Consider the following 23,512-nt stretch of genomic DNA (forward strand, 5'->3'; position numbering starts at 1 on the left):
GTCGATCCGCTGGCCGACATCGAGACGGCTCTGCGCGATGGCTATGTCGAACAGGGCCAGCACCGCAAGGGCGCCCGGCATGCACGCGGCGAACCGTCCGGCGAATTGCCGCGCACCGCTTTCGTGAACTTCCTCGGCAATCACGACCAGGTGGGCAATCGCGCGCAGGGCGAGCGGCTGCACCAGCTTGTCGAAGACCGCACCGCCTTGCGGGTGGCGACCGCGATGACCGTGCTCGCGCCCTTCGTGCCGATGATCTTCATGGGCGACGAGTTCCTGACCGACGCGCCCTTCCTGTTCTTCGCGGACTTCACGGGCGACCTGGCCGCGGCAGTCCGCAAGGGCCGCGCCGAAGAGTTCGCGCAGTTCAAGGCATTCGGGGGTGAAGTGCCCGATCCCATTTCGCCCGACACTTTCAGGGTCTCCAAGATCGGCGCGCCGTGTCGCAAGGAGCAACAGGATCATCAGGCATTCGTGCGCCACCTGCTGGCGCTGCGCCGCGATCATGTGGTGCCTTTGCTGGCCGACAATGCCTGGCCGTCCGTCGCGGTCGAGCGGGACGGCGCCATGATCGAGGCCGTCTGGGACTTCGGCCGCGCGCGCCTGTCCCTGCGTGCGCGGCTGGGCACACGCTCCGGTGAACAGGCCTTCGCGCCGCACGAGGATCCGCTGATCCTCGTCACCGGCCCCCTCGTCAACGGTAAGGCCAGCCCCTTCGCCTTTTCCGCCGCACTTCACACGGATCGCCCGGAATGACCGCCCCTATCCCCTTCGTCGCCACCTATCGCCTCCAACTGCGGGGCGGCGTGGGGCTGGACGACGCCCGCTTCCTGCTGCCGCACCTCGTCGATCTGGGGGTGAGCCACCTCTACCTTTCACCGCTGTTCCAGGCCGCTGCTGGCTCTACCCATGGCTACGACGTCATAGATCCCAACCTGGTGGACCCTGCGCTCGGAGGCGAAGCGGCCTTCGTCGCGCTGAGCGAGGCGGCCCGCGCCGCCGGGATCGGCCTGATCCTCGACATCGTTCCCAACCACATGGCGTTCACGCCGGAAAATCCCTTTATCGCCGATATCATGCGGCATGGTCGCGGCAGCCAGTTCGCCCGCGTCTTCGACATCGATTGGGACAAGGGGCCGCTGCACTTCCCAGTGCTGGACGGCATGGTGGAAGACGTGCTGGAAGCGGGCTCGATCGGCATCGCCGGCACGCCCGCGCAGCCGGCCCTTGCCATCTATGGTCAGCCCTATCCCCTGCGCGAGACGCCGCTTGCGCGCAGGCTGGTGGAGGAAGGAGGGCTGGACGCGCCCACGCTGGCGGCGCTGCTCTCCGAGCAATGGTGGTCGGCGGGCGACTGGCGGGAGACGGCCGATGCGATCATCCACCGCCGCTTCTTCAACATCACCAGCCTGATCGGCGTGCGGCAGGAAGACCCCGGCGTCTTCAATCTCACCCACCGCTGGATCGTCGAGCAGGTCCGTGCCGGACGGATCAACGGGCTGCGGGTCGATCACATAGACGGCCTGGCTCAGCCCGGCGGTTATCTCCGGAGACTGCGGGATGCCGTGGGCTCGGTGCCCGTCTGGGTGGAAAAGATCGTCAAGGCGGATGAGCGGATCCCCAATGAATGGCCGATCGAGGGGATGAGCGGCTACGAGTTCCTGGCGCCGGTGACCCGCCTGCTCACGCATGCACCCGGCCTTTCCGCCATGCGCGAGGCGGCGGAAGGCGCGGTGCCGCACGATACCCATGCCGAAGTGCGCGCGGTGCGCCGCGCCCTTTTGGCGGATTCGCTGGCCCCTGAACTGCGGCGCGTGACGGAAGCGGCCATGGCGGCTCTCGCGGTTCCGCGCACCCTGGGCCCGGCCGTGGCCGACGGCGTGGCACGGCTGGCGACGGCATGGCCGGTCTATCGCGCCTACACGGCGGATGGGGCCGAACTGACGGGCGCGCCCGAGGCATCCGGCGACGTTACGGCGGCTCTACTCGATCTGCTGCGCAGCTCTTCCACAAGCGAAACCGCACGCACCTTCGCGGCGCGTTTCGAGCAGCTTACCGGCGCGCTCACCGCCAAGTCCGAGGAAGACACCGTGTTCTTCCGCAGCGTTTCCTATCTGCCCTTCTGTGAAGTGGGTGCCGAGCCGGATCTGGAGCCGCTCGACATCGACGGTTTCGCCCGGCTCATGCAGGCGCGCGCGGAGCAGACGCCGCTCGCCCTGAACACGCTTTCCACGCACGACACCAAGCGCTCTGCCGATGCGCGCGCGGCGATCGTGGCGCTCGGTCATGTTCCCGAACTGGCGCGCCGCCTCTATGCCGAGGCGCGGAGCCGGGCGGTGCAATCCGGGTTGCCCGAGCGTTGGGGTATCTATGCCCTCCAAACGGCGCTGGCCCTGCGCGGTGCCCCGGATGCGGAGGCCCGCGCGGCCGAGCATATGAACAAGGCCATGCGCGAGGCCAAGGATCTCTCACGGCATGAAGCGCCCAACGAAGAGGCGGAGGCCCGCGCCGGAACGCTGGTCAAGGCGCTGCTGAGCGATCTCGCCCGCTCCGATTGCTGTCCCGATTTCTGGCCCGAGGGCACCGAAAAGCCTTTCGAAGCCGCGCGCGAGCGGGTGATCCTGGCGCAAGCGGCGCTCCAGCTTACCGCGCCGGGCGTACCCGATATCTATCAGGGTACCGAATGGGGCGCGGTATCCCTGACCGATCCCGATAACCGCCGCCCGGTCGACTGGACTGGCTCGAAGGACGACCAGTCCCTGCGCAAGGCGGCGCTCACCCGCGACCTGCTGGCGCAGCGCCGCGCCGATCCCGAGCTTTTCGCACGGGGCAGCTATCGGCTCTTCGAAACGGGGCATGGGCTGACGGTTACGCGCAAGTATGAAGGCCGGGAATTTTCCTGGAACATCGAATTACCGAGCGTAGACAACCGGCATCCCTCGTCGTTGCAGGCATGAGGCGGTCACAGGCGCCGTGTCCGGGCGGCGCCTGCGAAGCGCCTCTGCTTCAGCTTCCCACGATGATACCGCCATTGGGATGGAGCACCTGCCCGCTCATGTAGCTGGCGTCCTCGCAGGCGAGGAACAGGAACGAAGGCGCTACTTCGTTGGGCTGGCCGGGGCGGCCCATCGGCGTATCCTCGCCGAAGTTTTCCAGCTTTTCCGGGCTCGCGCCGCCGCAGGGGTTGAGCGGCGTCCAGATCGGCCCCGGCGCCACGGCATTGACGCGAATGCCTTCGCCCACGAGGTTCTCCGAGAGCGAACGGGTGAAAGCGGTGATCGCGCCCTTGGTGGAGCTGTAGTCGAGCAGTTCCTTGCTGCCCTTGTACATCGTCACGCTGGTGCAGTTGATGATGCTGGCGCCGGCCTTCAGATGAGGCCGCGCGGCTTGGGTCATGAAGAACATGCCGAAGATATTGGTCTGGAACGTGCGGCGAAGCTGCTCTTCGCTGATATCGGTGATGTCCTTGTCGGGATGCTGCTCGCCCGCGTTGTTCACCAGCACGTCGATCCTGCCGAAGCTCTCCATGGTCTGGCGGATCGCCAGTTCGCAGGCGTCCGGCGATCCGATGTCGGCGCGGATGGTGATCGCGCGGCGGCCTTCGGCCTCGACGATGCGCTTCGTTTCGGCCGCGTCGTCGTCTTCCAGCAGGTAGAGGATCGCCACGTCGGCGCCTTCGCGCGCAAACAGCGCCGCTACCGCGCGGCCGATGCCGCTGTCCGCACCCGTGACGATCGCCACCTTGTCCTTCAGCCGGTCCGATCCCGGATAGCGCGGCGCCCATTCCGGCTTGGGTTCGAGCGTGCTCTCGTGCCCCGGCAGGGCATCTTCATGGATCATATCCTGGATCTCGGCCATCAGCGTGTTCCTCGTCTCTGTCAGCCCCATCCGCATATACCGACGAACGCCGCGCTGGCCGGGCGGTTTCCAAGCGATCGGAGCCGGAGGGGCGAGGTTCGACAGGGTGTTCGGCGGATCGGCCCAGATGGTGCGACCATGCGTGTACCGCCTAAGTAGGTCGGCGGACGCCGCGCACCATTTCCTCGATCCAGGCGATGAGCAGGTCGTTGTATCCCTTTCGCTGGCTCTCGTCGCGCAAGGCATGGTCCGCGCCCTTGAGGACGCGATAGCTGAGCGAACGGCTGTTGCGGAATGCCGCCATGTAGGAGCTGATCGCAGGATGGGGCACGTAGTCGTCGAATTCCGATTCCACGATCAGCACGTCTCCGGCAAAGCGTTCGCAGGCGGCGAGCGCGCGATCCTGGTGGCCGGTGCGGAAATGGCTGCGGTAGCGGTCGATCTCGGCGCGATCGAGTAGGGCCTTGGGCACGTCCCAGTGGGTGTCGGGATAGAGCGCCGGAACCCGCAGCGCCAACCAGGAAACCGGCCGTTCCGCTGTGAGCAGGGCGGCCAGATAGCCCCCGTAGCTCGTGCCCACCACCGCCATGGCGGAAGCGTCGATCCCGTCCTGGCCCGCCAGGAAGTCGTAGGCGGCGATCACGTCGGCCAAGCCGTCCGACCGGGTCACGCTGTTGCGCTCTCCCTCGTGCCGGGCATGGCCGCGCAAGTCGAAAGTGAAGCAGATGCAGCCGAGCTGGGCGATCTCCTCGGCGCGCACCAGATCCTGTTCCTGGCAGCCTCCCCAGCCATGGATGAAGAGCACGCCGGGCGTGAGCTTGGCAGGGGTGAGGATCGTGCCGTCGATCGTCTCGTCGGCCACGGGCAGCGTCACGGGGCGGGCAGATTTCATGCGTGTCACCATTTCATTCGACGATAGCGGCGTACTTCGTCAGGGGACCGGCCACCGGGTCCACGCCGCTGAAATAGACGGCCGCGCCGGGCGGAGCGGCATCGGGATCGCCATAGATCTCGACCGTGGCCGTGGTCACTGCGTGACGGTCGGGATGGGCTTCAAGGTACTCGAAGGCGGCTATCTCGGCGCCGGTGGCGCCGCCGATGCGCCAGCTCTGCTCCAGCACGCCGATGCGCTTGCGGCCTTGCGCGTCGATACCCTCGGCCACGTCGTAGTTGCGGCGCGAGGCGAACAGCGCGGGCCAGGCGGCGAAGACGGCGCTGTCGTAAAGCCTTGCCTTCATGACCGCTTCGGCCCGGTCATGCGAGAGCATCTCACGGCCGAGTTCCGCGAATCCTCCGCGCACGACGTGGAGCCGCGAGCCGCCATAGGCGACGTCACTCTGGTTGTTGCGGGTGAGCTGCTGGGTGCCCCAATAGGCAAGCGACCGGAACCCATTGCCGCCGGGTGCGGGAAGGGTGACCGTGCCGACACTGTATGTCTCGACCTGCTCCAGGTTCTCCTCGATCACCACGCCGCCCGCTTCGATACGGGCGGGATCGATCGCGGCCAGCACGTCTTCCAGCTCCCGCTCGCTGGTCACTACCGTCTGGCCCTGGCCGGAGGTTGCCTCCACTTCCTTGAGCCGGGCAGGACCGTATTCCAGCATCAGCCGCCCGGCCAGCGCGGCGTCCGCTACCGTGAAGGCGGTATAGCCGCGCAGCACGGCCTCTTCGATCCGGGCGGCGAGGGCCGGGTTCCAGCCCTCCGGCGCGCGGGCCTCAGGCGAGACGAGGGGATGGGAGATGGCCTTGGTCGCGATGAAATGGGACGGGACGGCGCCGCCGAAGAACTGCGAATCGGAGGTGATGCCCAGCCGATGGGCCTCTTCCACCAGCAATGTGTCGCGCGGAATGAAATAGCGTTGCCCGCCTCGCTCGGAATCGCCTTCGCGCCAGGACATCCATCCCGGCTCCCCGGAGATATCGGCACCGGCCACGGCGGCGATGCGCCGCGTCGCCTCGATCCAGGTCGCCCGGTCATGCGCGTTTTCGAACGGCACGTCCGGCGGCGGTGCGGCCAGAGCGTCGTCTCCAGAGCGGATTTCGGTCATGTCGCAGCATCCTTGGACAAGCGGTCGGGAAAGGCTCAACGCTCGAACGGCCCGGCAAGATGCAACGGCCTCCGCAAACCAGCCCCGGCGCCTTGCGCTCGGACTGTTTCCGGATCATGCGATGGTGCTTGACAACCCGCATCAATCTGCCAATTGGTAGCGCTATCAGTAAATGAAACATGGGAGGGGGAATCGTGACGAATCCCGAGACTGTATGTCGTTGATGCCTGCCGACTGGATTTCCGGCACGTTCCTGGGCCGCGCCGATTTCGGCGAAGGCCCTAGCCCCATTCTCGTCGTCCGTGGCGAACTGATCGACATGTCGGCCGTGGCGCCCACTGTCTCGGCTCTGGTCGAGGCGGGCGATTTCACCGGCAACGGCGGCAAGCGCCTCGGCGCTTTCGATGTCGCTTCGGTGAACCTGCTCTCCCCGGTCGATCTCCAGTGCGTGAAGGCCTGCGGCGTCACGTTCGCGACCTCCGCTATCGAGCGCGTGATCGAAGAGCGCGCCCGTGGTGACTGGAGCGCCGCCGCCGCCATCCGCGAACGTCTGGAATCGCGCATCGGCGGCCAGATCCGCTCGGTCGTGCCCGGCTCCGAAAGCGCCGCGCAGCTCAAAGCCGCGCTGATCGAGGACGGCCTCTGGTCGCAGTACCTCGAAGTCGCGATCGGCCCCGATGCGGAAGTCTTCACCAAATCACCGGTGCTCTCCACCGTCGGCGTCGGCGCCGAGATCGGCGTGCGCTCGGATTCCAGCTGGAACAACCCCGAACCCGAGATCGCCCTGCTGGTCGGCAGCGACGGCCAGGCCGTCGGCGCCACGCTCGGCAACGACGTGAACTTGCGCGATTTCGAGGGTCGTTCGGCCCTGCTGCTGGGCAAGGCCAAGGATAACAACGCCTCCTGCTCGCTCGGACCGCTCGTCCGCATCTTCGACGAGAGCTTCACCATCGACGACGTGCGCGTCGCCGAAGTGCGCCTCTCGATCACCGGAGAGGACCAGTTCGTCCTGCGCGGCACCAGCAACATGGCGGAAATCAGCCGCGATCCGCTGGATCTCGTGCGCCAGACGCTGAGCGAGCACCACTATCCCGATGGCTTCGTGCTGTTCCTCGGTACGCTTTTCGCGCCCGTGCAGGACCGTGACGAGGCGGGTCGCGGCTTTACCCACAAGGTGGGCGATGTCGTCACCATCGAGAGCGACAAGCTGGGCCAGCTCCAGAACCGCGTCGTCACCTCGCGCGATGCGGCGCCCTGGCGCACCGGCATCTCGGCACTCTACGCCAACCTGCTTTCGCGCGGGCTTCTCAAGGCTTGATGAAGGCCCATCCATGACCAGACATTCTGCAATCTACCCCAGCCTCAAGGGCAAGCGCGTTCTCATCACGGGCGGCGGCACCGGCATCGGTGCGGGCCTTGTCGAGGCTTTCGTGGCCCAGGGCGCGCATGTCGCCTTCGTGGACATCAACGCCGCGGCCGGCGAAGCGCTTTCCGCTTCGCTGCCGGGAACGCATTTCCGCGCCTGCGACCTTCGCGACCTGGATGCCACCGCCGCCACCGTAGCCGAGCTTTCGGGCCTGCTGGGCGGCGTGGACGTGCTGCTCAACAATGCCGCCAACGACGATCGCCACACGATCGACGACGTGACGCCCGCCTATTGGGACGATCGCATGGCCACCAATCTGCGCCACCAGTTCTTCGCGGCGCAGGCAGTGGTTCCGGGCATGAAGGCGCAAGGGCACGGCGTGATCCTGAACTTCGGTTCGATCAGCTGGCATCTCGGCCTGCCGGACCTGGTGCTCTACCAGACCGCCAAGGCAGCCGTGGAAGGCATGACCCGCGCCATGGCGCGCGATCTGGGTGCGGACAATATCCGCGTCAACACGATCGTGCCGGGCAATGTCGATACGCCGCGCCAGAAGCAGTGGTACACGCCCGAGGGCGAGGCCGAGATCATGGCCGCGCAGTGCCTCAAGGCGCGCATCCAGCCTGTCGACGTCGCCGCGCTCTGCCTGTTCCTGGCCTCGGACGACGGCGCCATGTGCACCGGGCACGACTACTTCGTCGATGCCGGGTGGCGCTGACGTGACGCCGGAATCCGTTCTTTCCGTCGGCGCCACGCTGGGCGAGGGGCCGGTCTGGACCGGCGACCGCCTGTGGTTCGTCGATATCAAGGAGCACCGGCTCTACCGGCACGATCCGGCGACCGGCATGCTCGACATGTGGCACGCGCCCGACCAGATCGGCTGGGCGCTGCCGACGGAGCGCGGCGACATGATTGCCGGGGTCAAGACCGGGCTGCATCGGTTCAGCCCGGAAACCGGCGCCTTTACGCTGCTCCACGACCCCGAGCCGAACCGCGCCGACAACCGGCTGAACGATGCCGCCACCGATCCTTCGGGGCGCATCTGGCTGGGTTCGATGCATGACGAGGAAACCGAGGCTTCCGGCGCGCTCTATCGGCTGGACCGAGGGCATTGCGTCCACGCGGGCCTGCCCGAGGTGGTCATCACCAACGGCCCCGCGATCAGCGCGGACGGACGGACGCTCTGGCACACCGATACGCTGGGCAAGACGATCTGGCGCGTTTCGGTCGATGAGGACGGTACGCTGGGCAAGCCCGAAGCCTTCGTCACCATCGAGGACGGCGCCGGCTACCCGGATGGCGCCGTGATCGACGCCGAGGGCTGCCTCTGGACCGGGCTGTTCGGAGGCTGGGGCGTGCGGCGCTACGATCCGGCGGGCAAGCTGATGGCAACCGTGAAATTCCCGGTCGCCAACATCACCAAGATCGCTTTCGGCGGCCCGGAGCTGCGCACCGCCTACGCCACCACGGCGCGCAAGGGGCTCTCGGCGGCGGAACTGGAACGGCAGCCGCTGGCAGGCAACGTTTTCGCTTTCGATCCGGGCGTTTCCGGCTTGCCGGTATGCCCGGCCAACAGTTAAGTCGCCAACACCATGCGGGCGCCCAAAACAATATCGGCGCATTCGATTAAGGGGAATGAGGAATGACTGCGGCGCAGAGCGGCCCGATATCCGGGTCGGATACCCGGATCAACATGGCGTTCATCATCGCCATCGTGGCCGTCGCCACGATCGGCGGTTTCATGTTCGGCTACGATTCCGGCGTTATCAACGGCACCCAGAAGGGGCTTGAGGCCGCCTTCGATCTCGGCAAGCTGGGAATCGGCTTCAATGTCGGCGCAATCCTCGTCGGCTCGTCGATCGGCGCCTTCGCCGCAGGTCGCATGGCCGACGTGATCGGGCGCCGCGGCGTGATGATGCTCTCCGCCGTGCTGTTCTTCGTCAGTGCCCTGGTGGCCGGCGCGGCAGGATCGTCGGCGATCTTCATCATCGCGCGCATCGTCGGCGGCCTTGGCGTCGGCGCGGCCAGCGTGATCTCGCCGGTCTATATCTCCGAAGTGACCCCCGCCGCCATTCGCGGCCGCCTGTCCAGCGTGCAGCAGGTGATGATCATCACCGGCCTCACCGGTGCCTTCGTCGCCAACTTCGTGCTGGCACGCTACGCGGGTGGCTCCACCGAAGCGCTCTGGCTTGACCTTCCGGCCTGGCGCTGGATGTTCTGGCTCCAGGCGATCCCGGCCGCGATCTACTTCTTCGCGCTGCTCATCATCCCCGAAAGCCCGCGTTATCTGGTGGTAAAGGGCCAGGAGCCGCGCGCCCATGCCGTGCTGACCCGCCTGTTCGGCACGGCGGAAGCCGACCGTAAGGTCGCGGAAATCCGCGCCAGCCTGGCTGCCGACCACCACAAGCCCAAGCTTTCGGACCTGATCGAGAAGACCAGCGGCCGCGTTCGCCCGATCGTCTGGGCAGGCATCGGCCTCGCCGTGTTCCAGCAGCTCGTCGGTATCAACGTGGTGTTCTACTATGGCGCCACGCTGTGGGAGGCCGTCGGCTTCTCGGAAGACTATGCGCTTCAGACCAACATCCTTTCCGGCGTGCTATCGATCGGCGCCTGCCTCGCCACCATCGCGCTGGTGGACCGCATCGGCCGCAAGCCGCTGCTGCTGATCGGCTCGGCGGGCATGGCGGTGACGCTGGCCACCGTGGCCTATGCCTTCTCCACCGCCGTCACCGGCGCGGACGGCGCCGTTTCGCTGCCCGGCAACAACGGCGTGATCGCGCTGGTCGCCGCCAACCTCTACGTGATCTTCTTCAACATGAGCTGGGGCCCGATCATGTGGGTCATGCTGGGCGAGATGTTCCCCAACCAGATCCGCGGCTCCGGCCTTGCGGTGGCGGGCTTCGCGCAGTGGATCGCCAATGCCGCCGTCTCGGTGAGCTTCCCTGCGCTGGCGGTCAGTCCCGGCCTCGCCGTGACCTACACCGGCTATGCGTTCTTCGCCGCCGTCTCGTTCTTCTTCGTCCGCGCCATGGTCAACGAGACCAAGGGGCGCGAGCTGGAAGAGATGGAAGGCTGAGAACCTTAGGGGCAGGGGCTCAGAGCCCCGCCCGCCCCGAAACGAAAGGCCCCCCTTGCGACCTGTCGCAAGGGGGGCTTTTCGTTCATGCGCTTTGGATCAGGCGGCGGGTTTAGCGTCGGAATCGCGGCGGATCAGCTTGAACTCAGCGACCACATGCGGATGATCGCCTGCCGACCCGCCGCCGTTGCGCGCGCGGATCTCGCCGATCAGCAGCCGCACGGCGCGCCGCGCCATGTCGGTGGTGGGCTGGCGGATCGTCGTCAGCTCGGGCCAGACGGAGACGGCCAGCGCGGTATCGTCGTAGCCGCAGACAGTAAGCTGGTTCGGCACGTCCAGCCCGCGCCGGTGGGCCACGGTGATGGCGGCGGCGGCCATGTCGTCGTTGGAGGCGAAGATTGCGGTGGGCGGGCTATCGAGGTCTAGCAGTTGGGCCGCTGCCTCCAGTCCGGAACGATAGGTGAAGTATCCCTGCGCCACCAGTGCGGGATCGAACGGCAGGTACAGCGCCGAAAGCGCTTCGCGGTAGCCGTCGAGACGCTCGGCGCTGGCGGTCTGGTTCGGGTGCCCGGTGATGAAGCCGATCCGCCGATGGCCCAGCGCGGCCAGATGATGGGTCATCGTGAAGGCTGCCTCGCGATCGTCGATGCTCACGGACAGTGCCCATTCCGGTGCCCGGCCCGTGGCCACCGCCACCACCGGCACGTCCGCGTCCTTGAGCGCTTCCAGCACGGCGGGCGAATCGCTGAGCGGCGGCGGCAGGATCACGCCGTCGATGCGGGTGCGCAGCAATTGCGCCACCGCCCTTGCCTCGCCGCCGCCTTCTCCGCCTTCCTCGTTGCACGGCTTCACCAGCAGCTGTGCATTGGCGGCGCTGGTTTCCTCCAGGGCGCCGACCAGGAACTCGCTGAGATAGGCGAAGCTCGGGTTGGAGTGCAGAAGCCCGATCCGCAAGTCCTCGCCCCCGGCCAGTATCCGCGCTGCGGTGCTGGGGGCGTAGTTCAGTTCGGCGATGGCCACTTCCACCTTGCGGCGGGTTTCCTCGCGGACGTTTGCGCCCTTGTTGATGACGCGGCTCACCGTCATCGGCGATACGCCCGCGAGACGGGCCACATCGTCGATCTTGGCGCTGGAGCGCTGCTTGCGCGGACCTCTGGTTTGCCTGCTCATCTGGTTCCCCGGCGGATCCCCGGCGCTCATGAGGAGCGCCGGGGAATGTTCGCTAACACCACAAGTCGCGTTGGTAGCGCAACCAGCGAAGCGTTATCAGTGGAGGTGGTCAGTGAGGATGGCCGGGCGCGAGCGGGAAGTCCTGCGCCTTGTACCACGCCAGATCGTGTTCCGGCGCGGCGACGCCCTCAGGCAGTTGCAGGCCGTTTACCGACATCCAGTAGGCCAGGCTGGCATCGCGCCACCACTTCGCCTCGTCGTGCTGGATCTGGAGATAGCTGGCGGTCTTCTGCCAGCGCTCGGCATCGACGAGGCCCTTCACGCCCTGCCATTCGGACTGCATCTGCGCGACCGTTGACACCCCGCGATCGTAGCGCGCCACCATCTCCTGCCACAGCGTGCGGCCGGATTTCATCTTCCAGTCCCACGGCAGGTGATGGAACCACAGCAGTTCGCTTTCCGGCGTCGTGCGTGGATCGGCCAGCATTTTCGCCACGGCCGGTTCGTACTGCGCGACGGCATTGCTGCCGGTTTTCGTGCGGTCGAAGCCGATGCCGTTCCTGTCGGCCTTGTGGTAGTAGACCGGGTTCCATTCGGGCCGGGCGAGGTCGCTGATCCAGGGGCCGGGACCGTAGTGGTGGCCGGTGCCCATCAGGTGGGCCAGCCCGAACGGCCCGGTATAGTCCACCACCGCCTCCCGCGAGGCCATCATCATCTTCACCGCCGTATCGATCACGCGCGGATCGTTGCCGAAAGTCTGCTGCGCCCATTCGCGGGCGATCCTGTCGGCCGACAGCGTCGGATCCCAGGCGAGGCGGCCGAAGGCGTACCAGTTGGCCTGGTTGAACGTGGAGCCCGACCAGTCGCGATCGCGCCCGACATTGGCGACCCCGGCAATGCCGCTCAGCTTATGCCGATAGAGCGAACCATCGACCACCTTGGCCACGGTCGATCCCTTGCCCCTGGCGTGGGTATCGGCCTCCAGCACTTCCTCGAACATCGTGCCGAGGTAGGCAAGGTGGGTGGCGAAGCCCAGGTATTCCTTGGTGATCTGGAGTTCCAGCATCATCGGCGTCTTCGGCATGGCGCCGAACAGCGGATGGAACGGCTCGCGCGGCTGGAAGTCGATGGCGCCGTTCTTCACCTGGACCAGCACGTTGTCGGCGAACTTGCCGTCGAGAGGCTTGAACTCGGTATAAGCCTGCTTGGCGCGGTCGTCCGGGTCGGTTTCGGCATAGACGAAGGCGCGCCACATGACGATGCCGCCATGCGGCGCGACGGCGGCGGCCAGCATGTTGGCGCCTTCCGCATGGCTGCGGTGATAGTCGCGCGGGCCGGGCTGGCCTTCGCTGTTGGCCTTGACCAGGAATCCGCCGAAATCGGGGATTTCGCGGTAGATTTCGTCGCTCTTGGCTTTCCACCAGGCCTGGACTTGGGGATCGAGCGGATCGGCGCTCTTTAGGTGGCCGATCTCGATCGGTGCGGAAAAGCGGGCGGAGAGATAGACCTTGATGCCCCAGGGCCGGAACACTTCGGCCAGCGCCTTGGCCTTGGCGATATAGGGCGCGGTCAGGCTCTCCGGCTTGGCGTTGACGTTGTTGAGGACGATCCCGTTGACGCCCAGCGCGGCGTTGGCGCGGGCATAGTCGGTATAGCGCGGATCCTTGAAGTCCGGCAGGGTCCACCAGTCCCACAGCGACTGGCCCGCGTATCCGCGCTCCACCGAACCGTCGAGATTGTCCCAGTGGTTGAGCACGCGCAGGCCGATCTTCGGGGCTGACTGAACGTCGATCGCGGCAAGATCGGCGCCGGTCTTCTGCGCGCGGATCAGCGCGAAGGCGCCGTAGAGCACGGCGCGGTCGGTCTGGCCGGTGACGATCAGCGTCTTGCGACCGTCGAGAGTGGCGGCTCGGATCAGGTAACCTTCCTCGCCCAGCGATGCCGTGGGCAGGCGCAGCGCGGCAAGCGCCGGATCGTCGACCTTTGCCAGAACCACCGGAAGCGCCGAGGCGGCAAGGTCGCGGCGCAGTTCTCCGGCGGCGCGGTCCAGCGTTTCCGACTGGCCGATCACGCGGATGTCCGTGGCGGGCGAACTTGCAGGGGCCAGCCAGAGATCGTAGCCATCGTTTGCAAAGGCCGGAGCAGTCGCGAAGCCAAGGGCCATCACGCATACGCCGATCGTCAGAAGCCGCTTTTTCATCATCCTCCCCTGTGTCCCAGATCATGGCCCGAGGGCCGAATTAATTAGCGCCGCGATGCCATTGACAAGCTCGTTCGTTGTCGCGCATGATACCGCTAACACACAAAGTTCAGGGCAGGCAACAGTGTTTGCCGCCCGATTGGGAAATGGGCCCGAGAGTGCCCGGGGATGCAGGGGAGAACGATGATTTTTCCGGTTTGTCTGACGGTTGCGGGATCGTGCCTCTCGTTTGTGGAGGCGCGCGCATGATCGCCGCTTCCATGAAGCGCCGTGAGCTGCTGCGGTGGGGCGCGGGCGCCTCGATGCTGGCGTTCCTGCCGCTTTCCGCGCGCGCCGCAACGCCGCTGTACAAGGATCCCAAGGTTCCCGTCGATCTGCGCGTCAAGGATCTGATGGCCATCATGACGCTGGACGAGAAGGTGGCCCAGCTCATCACGCTCTCCACCCGCAAGCGTGAGATCATGAACGAATCGCGCGCTTTCGATCCGGCGCGCGCCAGTCAGGCGCACCCGAACGGCATCGGCCAGATCGCGCGCCCGTCCGACCGGGGCGGCGCGGCCACGGCCAACAATACCGGCACCGAAGTGACGGGTCGTTGGCGCAAGCCCGCCGATACCATCGCTTTCGTCAATGCCACCCAGAAGTGGGCGCGCGAGCGGACCCGCCTCGGCATCCCGGTGCTGTTCCATGAGGAATCGCTCCACGGCTACATGGCGCCCGAAGCAACCAGCTTTCCGCAGGCCATCGCCATGGCGGGCACTTTCGACACCGATCTGGTGGAGCGCGTGCAGTCGGTGATCGGCCGCGAAGTGCGCGCGCACGGCTCCACCCTGGCGCTGTCGCCGGTGGTGGACATCGCCCGCGACCCACGCTGGGGCCGTATCGAGGAAACCTTCGGGGAAGATCCCTATCTCTGCGGAGAGATGGGCGTCGCCGCCGTGCGGGGGCTTCAGGGCGAAGGTAAGGAACTGGCCGAGGGCAAGGTCTTCGCCACGCTCAAGCACATGACCGGCCACGGCCAGCCCGAGGCAGGCAACAACGTCGCCCCGGCTCCCCTCGGCAAGCGCGAGCTTTACGATTCGTTCTTCCCGCCGTTCCGCGAAGTGGTGCGCCGCACCGGCATCGCCGCGGTCATGCCCTCCTACAACGAGATCGACGGCATCCCCAGCCATGCCAACCGCTGGCTGCTGAACGACGTGCTGCGCGGCGAATGGGGCTTCGACGGCGCTATCGTCAGCGACTATGCCGCGATCGGCGAACTGGCGAGCTTCCACCACCTTGCCGCCGATATCGAGGGCGCGGCGCGCCTTGCCCTCCTTGCGGGCGTCGATTGCGACCTGCCCGACGGCGAGGCTTATCGCACGCTGGCCGATCAGGTCCGCAAGGGGCTGGTGCCGCTTGCCGCCGTCGATGCTGCCTGCCGCCATATGCTGACGCTGAAGTTCCGCGCCGGCATGTTCGAGGCCGGGCCGGTCGATCCCAAGGCGTCGGCCAGGCTCACCGCCAATGCCGAAGCCCGCGCGCTGGCGCTGGAAGCGGCGCGCAAGTCGATCTGCCTGCTCAAGAATACGGGCGTTCTGCCGCTGACGGCAGGCGCGCAGAAGCGCATCGCGGTGATCGGCCCGAACGCCAATGTCACCCGTCTCGGCGGTTATTCCTCCGAGCCGCGTTCCAGCGTGAACCTTGTCGAAGGCATCAAGACGCGCGTGGCAGGCAAGGCCGAAGTCGTCTTCGCGCAGGGCGTGTTCATCACCCGGAGCGAGGACCGCTCGGCCAACGAAGTGCTTCTGGCGGACCCGGCCAAGAATCGCGCACTGATCGCGGAGGCTGTCGAAGTCGCGAAAACCAGCGACGTGATCGTGCTGGCCATCGGCGATACCGAGCAGACCAGCCGCGAAGGCTATGCGAAGAACCACCTTGGCGACCGTACCGACCTCGACCTCGTGGGCGAACAGAACGAACTGTTCCGCGCGCTCAAGGCGACCGGCAAGCCGGTGATCGTCGTCGCGCTCAACGGCCGCCCGCCCTCGTGGCCGACCGTGGCCGAGCAGGCCGACGCGATCCTCGAATGCTGGTATCTCGGCCAGGAAGGCGGCACGGCCATGGCCGAGGCGCTGTTCGGAGACGTCAATCCCGGCGCCAAGCTGCCGGTCACCGTGGTCAAGGACGTCGGGCAGGTGCCCTTCTTCTACAACCACAAGCCGTCCGCCAAGCGCGGCTATCTCTTTGCCGAGACGGCACCGCTCTATCCGTTCGGCTTCGGCCTCAGCTACACCACGTTCACCGTGGGCGCGCCCAGCCTTTCGGCCCCGCGTATCGGCACGGCGGGCAATGTCACCGTATCGGTGGATGTGACCAACACCGGCCAGCGCGCGGGCGACGAAGTGGTGCAGCTCTACGTCCACGACCAGGCCGCCAGCGTTACCCGCCCGGTCATGGAACTACGCGGTTTCCGCCGCGTCACGCTGAAGCCCGGCGAGACGCGCAAGGTCGAATTCACCCTCGGGCCCGACGACTTCAGCCTCTGGAACGAGGATATGCGCGAAGTCGTCGAGCCCGGCCTGTTCGATATCCTGGTCGGCGCCAGCAGCGCCGATCTCAAGACCACCACTCTCGAAATCGCCTGAGGATCCATCCCATGCCCAAGATCGTCGATGCCAAAGTCATCATCACCTGTCCGGGTCGCAACTTCGTCACGCTGAAGATCACTTGCGACGACGGCACTACCGGCGTGGGAGACGCGACCCTCAACGGCCGTGAGCTGTCGGTCGCCAGCTACCTGACCGACCACGTCATCCCCTGCCTGATCGGCCGCGACGCGCACCGCATCGAGGACGTCTGGCAGTATCTCTACAAGGGCGCCTACTGGCGTCGCGGCCCGGTGACGATGACCGCGATCGCCGCCGTCGACATGGCGCTCTGGGACATCAAGGGCAAGATCGCCGGCTTGCCGGTCTACCAGTTGCTCGGCGGCGCGAGCCGTGAGGGCGTGATGGTCTATGGCCACGCCAACGGCACCACCATCGAGGACACGATCAACGTGGCGCTCGATTACCAGGCGCAGGGCTACAAGGCGATCCGCCTCCAGTGCGGCGTGCCCGGCATGGCCTCGACTTACGGCGTCTCCAAGGACAAGTATTTCTACGAGCCCGCCGATGCCGACCTGCCGACCGAGAACGTCTGGAACACCGCGAAGTACCTGCGCGTCGTGCCCGAACTGTTCAAGGCCGCGCGCGAGGCGCTGGGCTGGGACGTGCACCTGCTGCACGACATCCACCACCGCCTGACCCCGATCGAGGCGGGCCGTCTCGGCAAGGATCTCGAACCCTACCGCCCGTTCTGGCTGGAAGACGCGACCCCTGCCGAGAACCAGGAAGCGTTCAAGCTGATCCGCCAGCACACCACCGCGCCGCTGGCCGTGGGCGAGATCTTCAACTCGATCTGGGACTGCAAGGACCTGATCCAGAACCAGCTGATCGACTATATCCGCGCCACCGTGGTCCACGCGGGCGGCATCACCCACTTGCGCCGCATCGCCGCGCTGGCCGATCTCTACCAGATCCGCACCGGCTGCCACGGCGCCACCGATCTTTCGCCGGTCTGCATGGCCGCCGCGCTGCATTTCGACCTTTCGGTGCCGAACTTCGGCGTGCAGGAATACATGCGCCATACGCCGGAAACCGATGCGGTCTTCCCCCATGCCTATACGTTCGAGAACGGCATGATGCATCCGGGCGAAGCGCCGGGCCTGGGCGTGGACATCGACGAGGAACTGGCCGCAGGCTACGAATATAGCCGCGCCTTCCTGCCGGTGAACCGCCTCGAAGACGGCACGATGTACAACTGGTGACGACGGTGAACGGCGTGACGCTCATCAAGGACCAGGGCGCCGGACCGAGCAAACCCTCGGGCCGGATCCGCTGGATCGTCTGCGCGCTGCTCTTTGCGGCGGTGGTGCTGAGCTATGTGGACAGGCTGGTCCTGCCCACGCTCAAGCCCGAGCTTCAGGCGCGCTACGGCTGGAGCGAGAGCGGCTATGCCGATCTCGCGATCTGGTTCCAGGCGGGCTATGGCATCGCCTACGTGTTCTTCGGCCGCCTGATCGACAAGATCGGCGCGCGGGCGGGCTATGCCCTGGCCGTGACGCTGTGGACGGTCGGCCACATGGCGCACGCGCTGTTCACCTCCACCAGCGGCATGCTCTTCGCGCGCATACCGCTGGCCATCGGCGAGGCGGGGACGTTCCCCGCCGCCATCGCCGCCACCAACGAATGGTTCCCCAAGCGCGAGCGCGCTTTCGCCATCGGCATCTTCAACGCCGGCTCCAACGTGGGCGCGATCCTGACGCCGCTGGTGGTGCCGGTGATTGCGCTGACTCTCGGCTGGCGCTGGGCCTTCATCCTCACCGGCCTGCTGACGGTCCTGTGGCTGGCGGCCTGGCTCGGCTTCTACCGCCGCCCGCGCGACAAGAAGAACCTCAGCGCCGAAGAACTCGCCTGGATCGAGGCCGATCCGGTGGAGAAACCGCGCCCGGTCAAATGGCGCGCGCTGTTCGGCTATCGCCAGACCTGGGCCTACATGCTGGGCCGCTTCCTGATCGATCCGGTCTGGTGGACGTTCCTGTTCTGGCTGCCGGACTTCTTCAACAAGCAGTTCGGAGTCAAGATGCTGGACTTCGGCCCGCCGCTGATCGCGGTCTATCTGCTGGCGGATGTGGGCTCGGTGCTGGGCGGCTGGGCTTCCTCGCGCTTCATCGGCCGGGGCTGGACCATCAACCGTTCGCGCAAGACGGCTATGTTCCTGGCCGCGCTCTGCGCCGTGCCGATCGCCATGGCGCCGGGTGCGCCGGGCTTGTGGACCGCCGTGGCGCTGGTGGGCCTCGCCTGCGCCGGGCACCAGGCGTTTTCCGCCAACCTCTACGCGCTGCCGGGTGACACGATGCCGCGTTGGATGACCGGCTCCGTCGTCGGTCTCGGCGGTCTGGCCGGCGCGCTGGGCGGCATGCTCATGGCCAAGTTCGCCGGCACCATCCTGGAAACCGTGGGCAGCTACGAGCCGATCTTCGTGGTCGCCTCCTGTGCCTATCTGGTTGCGCTGGCCGTCATTCACCTGATCCTTCCCCGCTACCAGATCGCCGATCCCGATCGCGAGAAAGCTCCCGCATGACTCGTCCTCTCGTTCTCCATCCCGACCGCCTGTTCCCCGCCGATCCGGGCACGCGCGCCATTGCGCGCGCGCTCTATCAGGGCGTGAAGGACCTGCCGATCGTCAGTCCGCACGGTCATACCGACCCGGCCTGGTTCGCCTATGACGAACCGTTCAGCGATCCGGCTTCGCTGCTGATCGTGCCGGATCACTACGTGTTCCGCATGCTCTATTCGCAGGGCGTGCCGCTGGAATCGCTGGGCGTGCCCAGCGTCGACGGCAGCCCGGTGGAGCAGGATCCGCGCAAGATCTGGGCGATCTTCGCGAAGCACTACCACCTGTTCCGCGGCACGCCCTCGCGCATGTGGCTGGACTGGGTCTTCACGGAAGTGTTCGGCCTCGACGTGCTGCTGGATGAGACGACCGCCGATCATTACTACGAGGTGATCGACGCCGCGCTCAAGACCGAGGCCTTCCGCCCGCGCGCCCTGTTCGAGCGCTTTGGCATAGAGGCCATCGCCACCACCGAAGGCCCGCTCGACCCGCTCGCCCATCACCGCGCGATCCGGGAAAGCGGCTGGAGCGGCCGCGTCGTCACCGCCTATCGCCCCGATCCGGTCGTCGATCCCGAAACGCCGGGTTTCGCCGCCAAGTTGGCGAAGTTCGGCGAGATGGCGGGCGAGGACGTGTCGACTTACGCAGGCTATCTGGCCGCGCACCGCTTCCACCGCGCCCGCTTCCGCGAGGCCGGAGCCACCTCGACCGATCACGGCCATCCCAGCTCACTGACCGCCGATCTTTCGCCGGAAGAGTGCGAGGCGCTCTACCAGCGGGTGCTGGCCGGAGTGGGTGAGGGGGGCGCGAGCAAGGCGCACGCCGAACTGTTCCGCGCCCAACTCCTGACCGAAATGGCCGGGATGAGCGTGGAGGACGGCATGGTCATGCAGCTCCACCCGGCCGTCCATCGCAGCCACAACCAGGCCGTGCTCGACCGCTTCGGGCGCGACAAGGGCGGCGACATTCCGCTGCCCGGCGAATTCGTGCAGGCCCTGAAGCCGCTGCTCGACCGCCATGGCAACGACCCGCGCCTGACGCTGATCCTTTTCACCCTGGACGAGGACGTCTATTCGCGCGAACTGGCGCCGCTGGCCGGGCACTACCCCTCGCTGCGCCTCGGCCCGCCATGGTGGTTCCACGATTCCCCCGAAGGCATGCGCCGCTTCCGCGAGCGCGCTACCGAGACGGCGGGCTTCTACAACACCGTCGGCTTCAACGACGACACCCGCGCCTTCCTCTCGATCCCGGCCCGGCACGACGTGGCCCGCCGCATGGACTGCGCCTGGCTGGCGCAACTGGTGGCCGAACACCGCCTGCCCGTGGACGAGGCGCATGAAGTGGCCCGCGCGCTCGCTTACGATCTCGTCAAGGCGGCGTACAAGCTGTGAGGCTTTCGAACGAGACTCTCGGCCAGGTTCCGGCAACTGTCGCCCGCCCCGCCTATGACCGCGCGGCGGTAAAGGCGGGCGTCGTCCACCTCGGCATCGGTGCCTTCCACCGCGCGCATCAGGCCGCCGTGTTCGAGGCGGCGCTGGCCTCGGGCGATCTGCGCTGGGGCGTGATCGGCGTCTCGCTGCGCTCGGCTTCGGTGCGGGACCAGATGAACCCGCAGGACGGCCTCTACACCCTGCTGGTGCGCGAAGGCGAGGTGCAGACCCCGCAGATCGTCGGCGCCGTGCAGCGCGTGCTGGTCGCCCCGGAAGACCCGGAGGCGGTGGTGGCTGCCCTGGCTTCGCCCGAGACGCACCTTGTCACCCTGACGATTACCGAGAAGGGCTATTGCCTCGATCGCAAGACCGGCAGGCTCAAGGCGGATGACGCGGACGTCGCGGCCGATCTCGCCGGGCTGGCGCGTCCGCGCACGGCGGCGGGCTTCCTCGTTGCGGCGCTTGCGCATCGGCGGGCGAACGGCCTCGCCCCGCTCTCGATCCTCTCCTGTGACAACCTGCCCCACAACGGCGCCCTGTTGAAAGGGGCCGTGCTCGCCATGGCCGAGGCGCACGATCCCGCGCTCGCCGCCTGGATCGCGGAAAGCTGCACCTTCCCGGCGACCATGGTCGACCGCATCGTTCCCGCCACTACGGACGAGGACATTGCCGGTCTCGCCGCGCTGACCGGCGCGGAAGACCGGGCGATGGTCAAAGCCGAACCCTTCCTGCAATGGGTGATCGAGGACAGCTTCGCGGGCGAGCGGCCCGATTTCGCTGCGCTCGGCGTGCAGCTGACCGATGCCGTCGCGCCCTGGGAGGAAGCCAAGCTGCGTCTGCTGAACGGCGCGCATTCGGCCATCGCCTACCTCGGCGGCCTGGCCGGTGACCGCTTCGTGCATGAATTCGTGGGCACCGCGCAGGGCCTGCTCTTCGTCGAGCGGCTCTGGGACGAAGTCGTGCCCACGCTGGACCCGCCCGCCGGGCTCGACATTCCCGCCTATCGCCGAGAACTCATGGCGCGCTTCGCCAACAGCGCGCTCCAGCACCGCACCCGCCAGATCGCCATGGACGGTTCGCAAAAGCTGCCGCAACGCCTCCTCGCGCCGCTTGCCGTCATGGTAGAGCAGGGCGGTTCCTTCGCAGCCATCGCCCTCGCCGTGGCGGCCTGGGTGCGCTGGCAGGCGGGCACGACCGACACGGGCGAGAGCTTCGCCATCGACGATCCCGCCGCTGCCGCCCTTGCCGATGCGCTCCGCGATGCGGCTACCCCGCGCACCCGCGTGACCGCCGCGCTCGGCGTGTTGGGCTATACTCCGGACCCGGCTGCACTCGACGCTATCGCCGCGCACCTCGGCCATCTCGAAACTTCCGGCGCCCGCGCCGTGATTGCCGCATTCCTGGGAGAGAACGCATGACCCTCCGCACCGCCTTGCTGGCAGTCTCCGCGCTCACCGCCAGCCTGAGCCTTGCCGTCCCCGCGCTGGCCGACGCCCCTCGCCTTGAGCGGAAGGGCGATACGCAGCAGCTGATCGTCAACGGCAAGCCCATGCTGATGATCGGCGGCGAACTCAGCAATTCCGCGGCGTCCAGCGCGGCTTACATGGAGCCGCACTGGAAGCGCCTGAAGGAGATGAACGTCGATACCGTGCTCACGCCGGTATCGTGGGAACTGATCGAGCCCACCGAAGGCACGTTCGACTGGTCCTCGGTGGATTCGCAGATCAAAGCGGCGCGCGCCAACGATCTCAAGCTGGTGATCCTGTGGTTCGGCGCGTGGAAGAACTCCATGTCCACCTACGTCCCGGCCTGGGTGAAGCGCGACCAGCAGCGCTTTCCGCGTGCGCAGCTGCCGAACGGGCAGGGCGTGGAGATCCTCTCGACGTTCGGGGGCGAGACGCTCAAGGCCGACCAGCGCGCCTATGCCGCGTTGATGGCGCACCTGAAGGCGGTGGATTTCAAGGACAACACCGTCGTCATGGTGCAGGTGGAGAACGAGATCGGGATACTCCCCGTCGCGCGCGACTACAGCGCCGCGGCCAATGCCGCCTATGCCGAGCCGGTTCCGGCCGAGCTTGTGAACTATCTGGTGGCGCACAAGGATTCGCTCGTCCCCGGCATGCGCAGGATGTGGCTGGAACACGGCGCGCGTACCAGCGGATCGTGGGACGAGTTGTTCGGCGGCGGCGATGCCGCAGCCGAAGTCTTCGCCGCCTGGCATTATGCCCGGTTCGCGGACCAGCTTGCGGAGGCCGGCAAGGCTGCCTATCCGATCCCGATGTACGTCAACGTGGCGCTCAACCGTCCGGGCCGCATTCCCGGCGAATATCCCAGCGGCGGCCCGCTGCCGCACCTGCTGGACGTCTGGAAGGCGGGCGGCCCGCACCTCGATTTCCTGGCGCCGGACATCTACTTTTCCAGCTTCGTGGATATCGTGAACGGCTACAAGCGGCCTGACAACGTGCTGTTCATTCCCGAAGCGCACAATTCCAACAATCCCAGCGGCCCGGCGAACGCCTTCTATGCCATCGGCCAGCTCGACGCGCTGGGATTCAGCCCGTTCTCCATCGACTCCGTGGACAAAGAGCCGGGACCGCTGAAGGAGGCCTATGGCGTGCTCCAGCAGCTCAAGCCCTATATCCTGGACGCGCAGGGCACGGACCGCATGGTCGGGTTCAAACCGCGCCAGCTGTACGACGAGACGCTCGTCTATGAGCCCGATACCCGCGAAGTGGGCCCTTATCGCTTCACCATCGCCTATGCGGACATCCAAAGGCCGGTGGCGAATCCCGGTGCCGACGCTTCGCAGCCCGGCACCACCGCCGCCATCGCGGCGGCAGGCGGCATGATCATCCAGATCGGGCCCGAGGAATACCTCATCGCCGGGCAGGGGATTACCGTGACGTTCAAGCCGAAATCGGGGGGCGCCGATCTGGCCGGCATCGATTCGGCCTTCGAGGGTGAATTCGACTCGACCGGCAAATGGGTGCCGGGCAGACTGCTCAACGGCGACCAGACACACCAGGGCCGCCACATTCGCCTTGAGGCCGGAAAGTGGCAGATTCAGCGCGTAAAGCTCTATGGTTACAGATGAAAGATACCGCTAACATAAGTGTTGACGACAGCCGGCACTGGGCATATTAAGTCTAATAATGATAGCGCTAC

At 66.7% G+C, this 23,512-nt stretch carries 17 protein-coding genes; 12 read left to right on the forward strand and 5 right to left on the reverse strand.

Annotated elements, in window-relative coordinates:
* Together RT424_RS03625 and treY are read left to right on the forward strand one after the other, a co-directional pair.
* Positions 1–756, forward strand: a 756-nt coding sequence (locus RT424_RS03625) for a DUF3459 domain-containing protein (protein ID WP_313434604.1), incomplete at its 5' end; no start/stop codon positions are given.
* Complete coding sequence (gene treY, locus RT424_RS03630) at positions 753–2,957, forward strand: malto-oligosyltrehalose synthase (RefSeq protein WP_313434605.1); 2,205 nt, start codon at positions 753–755, stop codon at positions 2,955–2,957. The genes RT424_RS03625 and treY, both read left to right, overlap by 4 nt.
* Before the next feature lie 49 nt (positions 2,958–3,006).
* Here treY and RT424_RS03635 read toward each other — a convergent pair whose 3' ends face one another.
* The 3 genes from RT424_RS03635 to RT424_RS03645 form a co-directional block, all read right to left on the reverse strand.
* Positions 3,007–3,858 (reverse strand): SDR family oxidoreductase, encoded by an 852-nt coding sequence (locus tag RT424_RS03635; RefSeq protein WP_313434606.1) that lies wholly within the window; start codon positions 3,856–3,858, stop codon positions 3,007–3,009.
* A gap of 151 nt (positions 3,859–4,009) precedes the next feature.
* Positions 4,010–4,750: an alpha/beta fold hydrolase gene (locus RT424_RS03640; RefSeq protein WP_313434607.1), complete on the reverse strand. Its 741-nt coding sequence runs from the start codon at positions 4,748–4,750 to the stop codon at positions 4,010–4,012.
* 13 nt (positions 4,751–4,763) lie between these two features.
* On the reverse strand, positions 4,764–5,906 hold the full coding sequence (locus tag RT424_RS03645; RefSeq protein WP_313434608.1) for a DUF3182 family protein: 1,143 nt from the start codon (positions 5,904–5,906) through the stop codon (positions 4,764–4,766).
* 214 nt (positions 5,907–6,120) lie between these two features.
* On the opposite strand from RT424_RS03645, the gene RT424_RS03650 reads away from it, so the two are divergent.
* From RT424_RS03650 to RT424_RS03665, 4 genes are all read left to right on the forward strand, one after another.
* Positions 6,121–7,224: a fumarylacetoacetate hydrolase family protein gene (locus RT424_RS03650; protein WP_313434609.1), complete on the forward strand. Its 1,104-nt coding sequence runs from the start codon at positions 6,121–6,123 to the stop codon at positions 7,222–7,224.
* 13 nt (positions 7,225–7,237) lie between these two features.
* Positions 7,238–7,990 carry an SDR family oxidoreductase gene (locus tag RT424_RS03655; RefSeq protein WP_313434610.1) on the forward strand — a complete coding sequence of 251 codons (753 nt, stop codon included), beginning with the start codon at positions 7,238–7,240 and terminating at the stop codon, positions 7,988–7,990.
* Positions 7,974–8,852 (forward strand): SMP-30/gluconolactonase/LRE family protein, encoded by an 879-nt coding sequence (locus RT424_RS03660; protein WP_313434611.1) that lies wholly within the window; start codon positions 7,974–7,976, stop codon positions 8,850–8,852. The genes RT424_RS03655 and RT424_RS03660 overlap by 17 nt, the downstream gene beginning before the upstream one ends.
* Positions 8,853–8,914: 62 nt before the next feature.
* The gene (locus tag RT424_RS03665) at positions 8,915–10,348 is read left to right on the forward strand and encodes a sugar porter family MFS transporter (RefSeq protein WP_313434612.1); all 1,434 of its coding nucleotides are present in this window, start codon (positions 8,915–8,917) and stop codon (positions 10,346–10,348) included.
* A gap of 99 nt (positions 10,349–10,447) precedes the next feature.
* On the opposite strand, the gene RT424_RS03670 is transcribed toward RT424_RS03665, so the two are convergent.
* Together RT424_RS03670 and RT424_RS03675 are read right to left on the reverse strand one after the other, a co-directional pair.
* Complete coding sequence (locus RT424_RS03670; RefSeq protein ID WP_313434613.1) at positions 10,448–11,518, reverse strand: LacI family DNA-binding transcriptional regulator; 1,071 nt, start codon at positions 11,516–11,518, stop codon at positions 10,448–10,450.
* Between the two features lie 109 nt (positions 11,519–11,627).
* Positions 11,628–13,721: an alpha-glucuronidase family glycosyl hydrolase gene (locus tag RT424_RS03675; RefSeq protein ID WP_409521434.1), complete on the reverse strand. Its 2,094-nt coding sequence runs from the start codon at positions 13,719–13,721 to the stop codon at positions 11,628–11,630.
* Between the two features lie 242 nt (positions 13,722–13,963).
* Between RT424_RS03675 and RT424_RS03680 the strand changes: the two genes are divergently transcribed.
* Genes RT424_RS03680 through RT424_RS03705 form a run of 6 tightly spaced genes read left to right on the forward strand, consistent with a single transcriptional unit; the run spans position 13,964 to position 23,441 of the window.
* Positions 13,964–16,345, forward strand: coding sequence for a glycoside hydrolase family 3 N-terminal domain-containing protein (locus RT424_RS03680; protein ID WP_409521435.1), 2,382 nt, complete (start codon positions 13,964–13,966; stop codon positions 16,343–16,345).
* 11 nt (positions 16,346–16,356) lie between these two features.
* Positions 16,357–17,568, forward strand: coding sequence for a D-mannonate dehydratase ManD (manD, locus tag RT424_RS03685; protein WP_313434614.1), 1,212 nt, complete (start codon positions 16,357–16,359; stop codon positions 17,566–17,568).
* Positions 17,565–18,884 carry an MFS transporter gene (locus tag RT424_RS03690; protein WP_313434615.1) on the forward strand — a complete coding sequence of 440 codons (1,320 nt, stop codon included), beginning with the start codon at positions 17,565–17,567 and terminating at the stop codon, positions 18,882–18,884. The genes manD and RT424_RS03690 overlap by 4 nt, the downstream gene beginning before the upstream one ends.
* Positions 18,881–20,308, forward strand: coding sequence for a glucuronate isomerase (gene uxaC / locus RT424_RS03695; protein WP_313434616.1), 1,428 nt, complete (start codon positions 18,881–18,883; stop codon positions 20,306–20,308). The genes RT424_RS03690 and uxaC overlap by 4 nt, the downstream gene beginning before the upstream one ends.
* Positions 20,305–21,765 carry a mannitol dehydrogenase family protein gene (locus RT424_RS03700; RefSeq protein WP_313434617.1) on the forward strand — a complete coding sequence of 487 codons (1,461 nt, stop codon included), beginning with the start codon at positions 20,305–20,307 and terminating at the stop codon, positions 21,763–21,765. Before uxaC ends, RT424_RS03700 begins: the two co-directional genes overlap by 4 nt.
* Positions 21,762–23,441, forward strand: a complete 1,680-nt coding sequence (locus tag RT424_RS03705) for a DUF5597 domain-containing protein (RefSeq protein WP_313434618.1) — start codon at positions 21,762–21,764, stop codon at positions 23,439–23,441. Before RT424_RS03700 ends, RT424_RS03705 begins: the two co-directional genes overlap by 4 nt.
* The last annotated feature ends 71 nt before the right edge of the window (positions 23,442–23,512 follow it).

The organism is Novosphingobium sp. (genome assembly GCF_032093395.1).
Classification (GTDB): Bacteria; Pseudomonadota; Alphaproteobacteria; order Sphingomonadales; family Sphingomonadaceae; genus Novosphingobium.